At 64.5% G+C, this 9915-nt stretch carries 10 protein-coding genes; 2 read left to right on the top strand and 8 right to left on the bottom strand.

The window, feature by feature from the left end; translation table 11 throughout:
• Window positions 1-432: amidohydrolase family protein (locus tag VNZ93_RS05675; RefSeq protein WP_325701302.1), on the top strand; the 432-nt coding region annotated here is incomplete at its 5' end.
• Between the two features lie 53 nt (window positions 433-485).
• Here VNZ93_RS05675 and VNZ93_RS05670 read toward each other — a convergent pair.
• A complete protein-coding gene (locus tag VNZ93_RS05670; protein ID WP_325701299.1) occupies window positions 486-1469 on the bottom strand; it encodes a Bug family tripartite tricarboxylate transporter substrate binding protein in 984 nt (327 codons plus the stop codon).
• Between the two features lie 235 nt (window positions 1470-1704).
• Between VNZ93_RS05670 and atzF the strand changes: the two genes are divergently transcribed.
• Window positions 1705-3498: an allophanate hydrolase gene (gene atzF, locus VNZ93_RS05665; RefSeq protein WP_325701297.1), complete on the top strand. Its 1794-nt coding sequence runs from the start codon at window positions 1705-1707 to the stop codon at window positions 3496-3498.
• 15 nt (window positions 3499-3513) lie between these two features.
• On the opposite strand, the gene VNZ93_RS05660 is transcribed toward atzF, so the two are convergent.
• The 7 genes from VNZ93_RS05660 to VNZ93_RS05630 all read right to left on the bottom strand — a co-directional run.
• Entirely contained in the window at window positions 3514-4194 is a 681-nt protein-coding gene (locus tag VNZ93_RS05660; protein WP_325701294.1) for a GntR family transcriptional regulator, read from the bottom strand.
• 4 nt (window positions 4195-4198) lie between these two features.
• On the bottom strand, window positions 4199-4591 hold the full coding sequence (gene hpxZ, locus VNZ93_RS05655) for an oxalurate catabolism protein HpxZ (RefSeq protein WP_325701305.1): 393 nt from the start codon (window positions 4589-4591) through the stop codon (window positions 4199-4201).
• A gap of 75 nt (window positions 4592-4666) precedes the next feature.
• Window positions 4667-6061 (bottom strand): AtzE family amidohydrolase, encoded by a 1395-nt coding sequence (locus VNZ93_RS05650; RefSeq protein WP_325701291.1) that lies wholly within the window; start codon window positions 6059-6061, stop codon window positions 4667-4669.
• A gap of 2 nt (window positions 6062-6063) precedes the next feature.
• Complete coding sequence (locus VNZ93_RS05645; protein WP_325701288.1) at window positions 6064-6255, bottom strand: DUF4089 domain-containing protein; 192 nt, start codon at window positions 6253-6255, stop codon at window positions 6064-6066.
• Between the two features lie 32 nt (window positions 6256-6287).
• Window positions 6288-7997 (bottom strand): ABC transporter ATP-binding protein, encoded by a 1710-nt coding sequence (locus tag VNZ93_RS05640; RefSeq protein ID WP_325701284.1) that lies wholly within the window; start codon window positions 7995-7997, stop codon window positions 6288-6290.
• Window positions 7998-8007: 10 nt separating this feature from the next.
• Entirely contained in the window at window positions 8008-8985 is a 978-nt protein-coding gene (locus VNZ93_RS05635; RefSeq protein WP_325701281.1) for an ABC transporter permease, read from the bottom strand.
• On the bottom strand, window positions 8982-9915 hold a 934-nt coding region (locus VNZ93_RS05630), incomplete at its 5' end, for an ABC transporter permease (RefSeq protein WP_325701279.1). The genes VNZ93_RS05630 and VNZ93_RS05635, both read right to left, overlap by 4 nt.

Genomic DNA, 9915 nt, shown 5'->3' with positions numbered 1-9915 from the left:
CACAAGTGGCAGCTCTGGAATTCCATCGGCCAGTCCTTCGAGGAGGCGATGGCAATCGCCTCACTGTTCTACGAGGGCATTCTCGACGCGTATCCGACGCTCAGGATCGTGGTCTCGCATGGCGGCGGCTATATGCCGTTCTATCTCGGACGCATCGTGCGCAACTATGTCGAGAAGCCGGCGACGCGCGCGAACATGAGCAAGCCGCCGATCGAGTATCTGCGCATGCTGCATTACGACACCTGCGTCTATGATCCGGAGACGCTCACCGAGCTCGTGCGTATCGTCGGCGCAGAGCGCATCGTGATGGGCTCGGACTATCCGGTGGGAGACACGACTCCCACGCAATTCGTGCGCAATTGCGCAGCGATGGATGAAGCGGCGCAGCAATTGGTGCTTGCAGGCAATGCGGAGCGGCTGCTGACACGATAACAGTTCCCTCTGCCGCAAGCGGGAGAGGGATCAGCCGCCGCAACGACCGCTGTTCACTCCTTTTCCAGCCCGATTTCCTTCACCACCTTGCCCCACGCCTCATATTGCGCGCGGATGTATTCGGCGGTGGATTTCGGCGTGCCGGCGCCGTCCGAATAGAAGCCAACCTTCTGCATGCGCTCCATCACCTCGGGATCCTTCAGCACGCCGTCGAGAGCCCGGTTCGCCTTCTGCACGATGTCGGCGGGCGTTCCGGCCGGGGCCACCAGCGCGAACCAGCCGATGAAATCGAAGCCGGGATAGGCCTGCGCGATCGGCGTGACTTGGTCGAAGCCGGGCACCTTCGCTTCAGAACTGGTCGCGAGCGCCCGCAACTGATCGCGCGACATGAACGGCGCGGCGGACGGCACCGCCAGCATCACCACCTGCACGCGCCCGGCGACCGCATCCTGAATGCCCTGCGGCATCGCGGTATACGGCACCTGCGTGAGGTTCACCCCACCGAGCTTGCTGAGCCATGCCGTGAGCATGCCGGAGAAATTGCGCTGTCCATCGGTCGCGACCGACAGGCTCCCCGGCTTCGCCTTTTCCAGTGCGATCAGCTCGGGCAGCGTCTTCGCCGCGACGCTTGGATGCGTCATCACAAAGAACGGCACGCGCGCGATGGTGCCGACCGGCGTGAAATCCTTCTCCGCGTCATAGGGCAGCGTCTTGAAGGTATGCGGATTGGTGACGAGCGCGGCCGCGGTCGCGAACAGGAAGGTGTAGCCGTCCGGCGCGGAGCGCGCGACCGCCTGAGCGCCGATCACGTTGCCGGCGCCGGGCCTGTTTTCGACCACCACCTGCTGACCGAGCGCCTTGCCGAATTTTTCACCGATCAGCCGGGCGATGATGTCAGGGGTCCCCCCGGGCGCCTGGGTCACCACAAAGCGGATCGGCCGGTCCGGCCAAGTCTGCGCCTGTGCCTGCGTTTGCCCCAACGTGCCCAATAGCGGCACCACGGCCAATGCGAGCGACATCACTGCCCGAACGAGCATCCCAATCCTCCCGTGTCGGCGGCCGTTCTGAATGCGGCCGGCTTTGTCGCTGTACCGTAAGTCAATACGCCTGTATCGTCTATCGGCCGCGATGCGGTCCGGAAACGCCGGTCAGTTGCGTACCGGATTTACGGTCCAATTCTTGCTGGCTACCGGCTATGTCTTTCACCATCCCTCTCGCTCCGGCCTTCCCCGCAATGATCAGTTCCGGCCCGCGCCGCCCAAGCCACATCCGATGAGCGAGACTGTCAGCGACATCGTTGCGGCCCATCGCTCTGGCGCGGCCACTCCTGAAGACACCGTCCGGCGCACATACGAGCGCATCCGCGCTTACGACGATCCGGCAATCTTCATCACGTTACGCGACGAGCCCGAAGCCCTGGCCGAAGCACGCGACCTGATGAATGCGGGACCCGAGGGCAAGCCGCTCTACGGCGTGCCGGTCGCGATCAAGGACAATATCGACGTCGCAGGCTTGCCGACCACCGCCGCCTGTCCGGCCTTTGCCTACATGGCCGGTGCCGACGCGACCGCGGTGACGCGCTTGCGCCGCGCCGGCGCGATCGTGATCGGCAAGACCAATCTCGATCAGTTCGCGACCGGCCTTGTCGGCGTGCGCTCGCCCTATGGCGCTCCGCGCAATCCGTTTCGCGCAGACCTCATCTCCGGCGGATCGAGTTCCGGATCGGCGGCAGCGGTCGCGGCCGGCCTTGTGCCGATCGCGCTCGGTACCGACACCGCGGGTTCGGGGCGCGTCCCCGCCGGGCTCAACAACATCGTTGGGCTGAAGCCGAGTGTTGGCCTCGTATCCACGACCGGCGTCGTTCCGGCCTGCCGGTCGCTCGATTGCGTTTCGATCTTCGCGCTGACGGTGGACGATGCGTTCACCGCTCTCCAGGCGATGGCGATCCCGGATGCGAGCGATCCCTATTCGCGGGTGATCCCCGTCGGCACGCTCGGCGCCGCGCCGCCATCGATGGTCGTCGCGGTGCCGGACGACAACGGGCGCCTGTTCTTCGGCGACACGAACAGTGAACAATCCTTCCGCACGGCGATCGCGCTTCTGCGCAACATGGGCGCGACGATCAAGGAGATCGACGTCTCGCCGCTGCTGGAAACCGCACGGCTGTTGTACGAGGGTCCGTGGGTCGCGGAGCGCTACGCCGCGGTCGGCGCGTTCATCGAGAAGTACCCCGACAAAATCCATCCGGTCACGCGCGAGATCATCGCGGGCGGCGCAAAGATCTCTGCCGCTGATACCTTCCGGTCGTTCTACCGTCTGGCCGCGCTGAAGCGCACCGCGCTCGAAATCTTCTCGGGCTTCGACGTGCTGATGGTCCCGACGGTGCCGGCCGCCTATACCAAAGCGCAGCTCGAAGCCGATCCGATCACGCTCAACAGCAATCTCGGCACCTACACGAATTTCGTGAACCTGCTCGACCTGTGCGGACTCGCGGTGCCGGTCTCGTTCGCAAGCGACGGCACGCCCTATGGCGCGACCTTCCTGGCCCGCAGCGGCCGCGATGCCGCGCTGGCAAGCCTCGGCCGCGTGCTGCACGCGCAGACCGAATTGCCGCTCGGCGCGCTTGGCGTGAAGCAGCCGGTGCTGGCGCCGCTTGCACCGGTGGCAAAGCCGGGTGAAATCCTGATCGCCGTGGTTGGCGCACATCTTTCCGGGATGCCGCTCAACGGGGAATTGCGCGCGCTCAATGCGCGCTTCGTCGAGGAGACGCAGACAGCCGCGGATTACCGGCTCTATGCTCTCGCCAATACCACGCCACCAAAGCCCGGCATGCTGCGCGTGGCGCAGGGTCAGGGCGCTGCAATCGCGCTGGAAGTCTGGGCACTAAGCGCAGATGGCTTCGGCCGTTTCGTCGCCGGCGTTCCCTCCCCGCTCTCGATCGGAACGCTCCGACTTGCGGATGGCCGACAGATCCACGGCTTTCTGGTCGAGCCGATTGCGGTCGAAGGCGCGCGCGATATTTCGGATTTCGGCGGCTGGCGGGCGTTCGTAGAACAGCGCCGCTAAGACCGCGCACCGCGTTCACAACGACTGCACATATGCCTCATATTCCTCACGCACGGTGAGGATATGCGCGCGCATCGCGTCCGTGGCAGCCGCGCGCTGGCCGCGCAGGATCGCGACCACCACCTTGTCATGCTCGACATAGGACTTCGACAGACGGCCGAGATTGCGAAACTGTGCGCGGCGGAACGGCTGAACGCGCGAGCGCGTCGCAATCGCGACCTCCGCGAGATAGCCATTATGAGCGCCGGAATAGATTGCGCCGTGGAACGCCTCGTTGATCTCGTGATGACGCTGCGGATCGGCAGCCTGGATCAGAAGACGCAATTGCTCGTGCACAGCTTCGAGATGAACGCGTTCGGCCGGTGTCATGCGTTCCGCCGCAAGCCCGGCGCACAAGCCTTCGATCTCACCCATAGCCTCGAACATGCCGACGAGGCGATCCTCGCTCGGACGCGCGACCACGGCGGCACGGTGTGCGCGCGCATCGACGAGTCCGCTCGCGGCAAGCTGCCGGATCGCTTCGCGAACCGGGGTGCGCGATACACCGAAGCGCGACGCGAGCTCGGTCTCGTCGAGCGTCGTACCCGGCGGCAGCACACCTCGCACGATCTCGTCCGCGATCTGCAGCCGCAATTCTTCCGCAAGCGTGCGGCGGCCTGAATCGGAAACGCGGATTTCGCGGGCGTAGAGGTTCATCGCATCAGCCCTGTTTCGGCTGCTCCATGAGACTCACATGCGCGGCAACGACGCGCCAGCCTTCCGGAAAGCGCACCCAGGTCTGCATCTGCCGGCCAATGCGGCCAGGCGCGGACGGTCGCTCATAGAGCGTCGAGGCGACCGCGAAGTCGCGTCCGTAGGTGGTGATGACGGTTTTCGACAAGGTGCGACCGAGCGCCACCGGCGATCGCGCCGAGCGGAACGCCTTGATCTCCTCGTAGCCGTAAAGGTTTTCGGTCGCGCCATAGCGGACCGTCTGCGGAGCGTCACGGAACAGCGCGTCGAGCACGTCCACCTTGTTGTTGACGAGCGCGTCCTCGTATTTCTCGAATGCTGCCGTCACCTCGGCGACAACGTCCGGCAGATTAATTTCCAGAGACATTCCAGTTTCGCTCCCACGTTTCTGGGCGTCATTGCAAGGCGCGCGCCAACCGCGCACCTTGAACAACGCTTAACTCAAAGGCGGCCGCGGTGCCACAACCGCTCCCATGTCCTCCAGATGCTGCGCCACGCGCAGCGCGATGTCCTCCCTCCAGGGTGCCGCGATGACCTGCACGCCGATCGGCATTGGCTTGAGCGGAACCGGCACGGCGACCACAGGCAGGCCGATGAACGAAATCGGCTGGGTGTAGATTCCGATATTGGGCCGGACCGGCATTTCCACGTCATCCAGTAGAAATGTCTGCTGCCCAATCGCGGGCGCCGTGCACGGCGTCGCGGGAGCGAGAATGACGTCGACATCGTTGAACAAGGTCAGCACCTGCTCGCGATACCAGCGGCGGAATTTCTGCGCCTTCATCACCAGCGAGGCCGGGATCATGGCGCCTGCGATCAGGCGGTCGCGCGTCGCCGGATCGAAATCCGGCGCGCGCTGACGCAACCGGTCGAGATGCAGGGTAGCGCCTTCGCTCGTCGTAATGACATAGCCCGCCGCACGCGCGCGTTCCGCTTCCGGCAATTCGATCTCGCGCGATACGCCGAGCGCCTTGCACACATGCAAGGTCGCCTGCAGCGCTTCGGGAAACGCGCCCTTGCGGAAATATCCGCCCGCGACGGCGATGCGAAGTCCGTCGATACCGCGCGCGAGCTGCGGCAGCGAGGGTTCGGCCGCGCGGTTCGCGCTGCCTGCATCCTCGGGGTCGAATCCCTGCATCGCATCGTAAGACAGCGCGAGATCGCGCGTGCAGCGCGCGAACGGGCCGAGATGATCGAAGCTCACCACGAACGGAAAGCTGCGCGCGCGCGACAGCCGGCCATATGTCGGCTTCAGCCCGAAGATTCCACAGAACGACGACGGCACGCGGATCGAACCGTTGGTGTCGGAGCCGAGCGCCAGCGGCACAAGCCCGCCTCCGACGGCAGAGCCCGATCCGCCCGAGGAACCGCCGGACATCCGCGTCACGTCGTGCGGATTGCGCGAGGCGCCGTCGTGCACATTCTCGCCGGTGAAGTCATAGGCATACTCGCCCATGTTGAGCGCACCGACGAGGACGGCTCCAGCCGCCTCCATCTTCTGGATCAGGGGAGAATCGTGCTGGCTGGGTGGCCGCTCGCGATTGATCTTCGATCCGGCGCGGGTCCGGAGGCCCTGCACATCGAAGAGGTTCTTGACGGCGAACGGCACGCCAGCCAGCGGCCCAACCGGCTTGCCGGCTGCACGGTCTGAATCGATCGCATCGGCCTTCGCCAGCGCACGATCCGCGGTCACATCTGTGAAAGCATTCAGCGCCTGATCGCGGCTGCGAATGGTCGATAGCGCGTCTTCCACCACCGTGCGTGCGCTGACCGCGCCGCCCGCGACTGCCGCCGCGATCTCATGGCCTTTAGCAAAGTCGAAACCTGCCATGATCAGGCCCCGAACACCGGCGCGGGTTCGGCCTCGTCGGGCAACGGAAATTCATCGACCAGCTTCGCCAGTCGAAACGTCACCTCCACGTTGGCGCGGATCGACGGCAGCCAAGCGGCGTCGATCGACAGCCCCAGCATGGATGCCGATGACTTGATCCAGGCGTCGGTTATGTCTTCGATGTCGTCACTCATCGGGAGGCTCGCAAACATGGTGGAAGGCTGGCTCACACCGGCGGATGCGGAATGGCGGCCAGCAGTTCCTTCGTATAGTCCGTCTTAGGAGCGTCCATCACCTGCTCCGCACTGCCTTCCTCCACGATCTTCCCGACGCGCATCACGATCACGCGGTCGCAGAGCAGCCGCACGACGTTGAGATCGTGCGACACGAACAGGTAACTCATGCCGAGCTTGTATTTCAGGTCCTCGAGCAAATTGAGCACCACCGCCTGAACCGACACGTCGAGCGCAGCGGTCGGCTCGTCGAGGATAACAAGCTCAGGCGACAGCGCAATGGCGCGCGCGATGCCGACACGCGCCTTCTGGCCCCCCGACAGCTGATGAGGAAAGCGGTCGAGCAATTCGACCGGCAGCCCGACCTGCTTCGCCAGTTCCTCGCAACGCGCACGCACCGCGTCGCGGCCGCGAATGTCGCTCATGCGCAGGATCGGATCGGCGATCGCACGCTCTGCGGTGAACCGCGGATTGAGCGACTCGGTCGGATCCTGAAACACCATCTGAATGCGCTTGCGCATCGCGGATTTCGCGAACTCTCTGGCCGGAATGGCGCCGATGTCCTCCCCGTCGAACGTCACCATGCCGGAGGTCGGATCGAGCAGACGCATCACCATCATCGAGGTGGTCGACTTGCCGCATCCGGATTCGCCAACAAGTCCCACGCTCTCGCCGCGCTTGATCTCGAACGAGATACCGTCCACGGCCTTGAAGACCTCGGCCTGCGGCAACTCATTCTTCTTGCGGAAGAAGCTCGCAAGCGAGCCGGCCGCGCCCTGCCGCGGATATTCCTTCACGAGATTGGAAACGACGAGGAGCGGCGACCTGTCCTCAAGCTTCTCCTCCGCCGGATCGGGAGCGGGCAGCGGCGGCGCCGCCATATCCTCGGGCAGGAGATCGCGCAGCGAGACGCTGAGCCGAGGCGTCGCGCGCATCAGCTTGCGGGTATAGGCATGCTGCGGCGACCTGAAGATCGTGGAAGACGCGGCGGTTTCGACCACCTTGCCCTTCTCCATCACCACCACCTTGTCGCAATAGGCCGCGGCAAGACCGAGATCGTGGGTAATGAGGATGGTCGACATGCCCCGTTCGCGCGTCAGTTCGACCACGAGGTCCATCACCGCCTTCTGCGTCGTGACGTCGAGGCCCGTGGTCGGCTCGTCGGCGATCAGGAGTTGCGGCTGGCAGGCCAGCGCCAGCGCGATCACCACGCGCTGGCACATGCCGCCGGAAAGTTCGAACGGATAGGCATGATAGCGCTCTTCCGGCCGCGCGATGCGGACCTTCTTCAACGCCTCGATCGCCTTTTCCTTCACGTCGGATGGCTGCGCCTGCACATGCTGCAGAAGAACGTCGCCGATCTGGTCGCCGACCTTGCGGATCGGATTGAGCGCCGTGCGCGGGCTCTGGAAGATCATCGACATCTCACGGCCGCGCAGGTCGCGCATTTCCTTTTCCGGCGCGTCGCGCACGTCGATGCCTGAAAAAGTAATGGCGCCGTCGGCGATCTTGCCGGCGCGATCGAGGATGCGCATGACGGCATAGGACGTCACCGATTTTCCGGAACCGGACTCGCCGACGATGCCGACGGTCTCGCCCTTGGCGACGCTCACGTTGACATGCTGCACCGCCTTCACGACGCCGCGGCGGGTCATGAATTCGACCGTGAGGTCCTGAACGTCGAGGAGTGTCGCTGCTGTCATGGCGTGCACCTCAGGTCCGGCGTTGCGGATCGACGATGTCGCGCAGGCCGTCGCCGAGCAGGTTGAAACAGAACACCGCAAGCATCAGCGCGGCCCCGGGAAAGAACGCGATCCACCATTCACCCGACACGATGAAGCCTGCGCCCTCCGCGACCATGATCCCCCATTCCGGGGTCGGCGGACGCACACCGAGACCGATGAAGGACAGGCCGGCCGCGTTAAGAATGGCGTAGCCCATCGTCAGCGACATCTGCACCACCATGATTGGCATGATGTTCGGTAGGATCTGAGTCAGCAAAATGCGGAATTCGCCGTTGCCGGACAGGCGCGCGGCCTGCACGAAACCGGCCTCGCGCCGGACATTGGCTTCGGCGCGGGCAACGCGCGCGTACAGCGGGAAGTTGATGATCGCGGTCGCGATCACAATGTTGGTCACCGTGTTACCGAGCGCAGCAACGATGCCCATGGCGAGCACGAACAGCGGAAACGCCATGATGGTGTCGGCAATGCGCCCGACGATACGGTCGGTCCAGCCTCCGAAGAAGCCTGCGGCGGTGCCGGACAGGCCGCCAAGCACGAACACCAGCGCGACGGACGCCACGGCGATGAACATGTCGAGCCGCGCGGCAACGATCACACGGCTCAGGATGTCGCGGCCAAGCTGGTCGGTTCCGAACCAGTGTTTGGCGGATGGCGCCTGCAAGGCTGACATCGTGTTGCTGGCCAGCGGATCATAGGGCGCAATCCACGGGCCGAAGATCGCGCAGATCGAGATCAGCAGGAATAGGCCGAACGCGAGCCCCGTGACCGGATTTTCCGAGATCACGTAGCGGGCATGCGCGAACACCGAGGTCTGTTTCGGCGGCGCTGGCAGCGTCGCCACAAAGCCTGAGCCTGCGCTCGCTGCAGCGGCAGCAACGGCCGCCGTGGCGAGTGGTGCGTCGGTCGCGGCGATATGTGCGGAGTCGAGATCGGGACGCTGGTTCATCCTTCGAGCCTCACGCGCGGATCGATCACGCCATACAGAAGATCGATCATCAGGTTGAGCAGCACGTACATGATCGCCATCACCAGCACGAAGCCCTGCACCGGCGCGAAATCCGACGCGATCAGCGCCTCGATGGCGTAGGAGCCGATGCCGGGCCAGGCGAAAACCTTCTCGACCAGCACATTGGCGCCGAGCAGGAAGGAGAACACCATGCCGAGTGTGGTGATCACCGGCAGCATGGCATTGCGGAACGCGTAAGTGATGATGACTGTTCGCGGCGTCAGCCCATTGGCGCGCGCGGTTCGCACGAAATCCGATGACAGCACCGAAAGCATCGAGGCCCGCGTCATGCGCGTGATCGGCGCGAGCGAGAAGATGGCAAGTGTCGCCGCCGGGAGGATCAGTTGCGACACCGCCGCACGGAAGGTTTCGAATTCGCCCGCGATCAGGCTGTCGATCAGATAGAAGCCGGTGACATGCGGCGGGGCCGAATAGAAAACGTCGAGCCGCCCAAGCGGCGCCGGTGACCAGCCGAGTATGTAATAGAAGAAGTAAACCAGCAGCAGGCCGGTGAAGAACACCGGCAGCGAAACGCCTGCGGTTGCGACCATGCGGCAGGCATGGTCGATGAACGACCCCTGCTTCACCGCGGCGGCTATTCCCAGCGGCACCGCGATGAGCATCGATATGATGAGACCAGCCAGCGTCAGTTCCGCCGACGCCGGAAGGCGAGACGCGATATCGTTCCGCACTGACTGGCCCGACGTGAGCGACTTGCCGAAATCGCCCTGGCTCAGTTCGGTGACATAGCGGACGAATTGTTCGGGCAGCGACTTGTCGAGTCCGAGCGATTTGCGGATCTCCTCGATCGCCTGAGGGGTCGCCGCAGGGCCCGCGAAATAGGCTGCCGGATCGCCGGGCAGCACGCGG

The sequence above is a fragment of the Pseudorhodoplanes sp. genome, from assembly GCF_035565795.1.
GTDB lineage: Bacteria > Pseudomonadota > Alphaproteobacteria > Rhizobiales > Xanthobacteraceae > Pseudorhodoplanes.
The sequence above is the reverse complement of the archived record's forward strand: the minus strand, read 5'-3'. Positions and strand labels throughout refer to the sequence as shown.